The following is a 472-nucleotide window of genomic DNA, read 5'->3' as shown; positions in this document are numbered from 1 at the left end:
AAGAGAGATCCCACAACCCCGCATGCGCAACCCCTGCCGGGTCTCACACGCATACGGTTTGGCCTCATCCGGTTTCGCTCGCCACTACTCCCGGAATCACGGTTGTTTTCTCTTCCTGCGGGTACTGAGATGTTTCACTTCCCCGCGTTCCCTCCACTTGCCCTATGTGTTCAGGCAAGGGTGACAGCCCATGACGACTGCCGGGTTTCCCCATTCGGACACCCCCGGATCAAAGCCTGGTTGACGACTCCCCGGGGCCTATCGTGGCCTCCCACGTCCTTCATCGGTTCCTGGTGCCAAGGCATCCACCGTGCGCCCTTAAAAACTTGGCCACAGATGCTCGCGTCCACTGTGCAGTTCTCAAACAACGACCAGCCACCCATCACCCCGGGACCACATCCCGAGTGCACTGGGGCCGGCACTGAAGGCAGCCATACGGCCGTGCCCTCAGACACCCAACAGCGTGCCCGAC

Annotated in this window: 1 rRNA gene; it reads right to left on the bottom strand. The window is 61.2% G+C overall.

What is annotated here, in order from left to right:
* Positions 1-332, bottom strand: a 23S ribosomal RNA gene (locus ADK41_RS02440); the annotation flags it as partial.
* Positions 333-472: the final 140 nt, after the last annotated feature.

Source organism: Streptomyces caelestis, from assembly GCF_001279005.1.
Classification (GTDB): domain Bacteria; phylum Actinomycetota; class Actinomycetes; order Streptomycetales; family Streptomycetaceae; genus Streptomyces; species Streptomyces heliomycini.
This window is presented reverse-complemented; position numbering and strand designations above follow the sequence as displayed.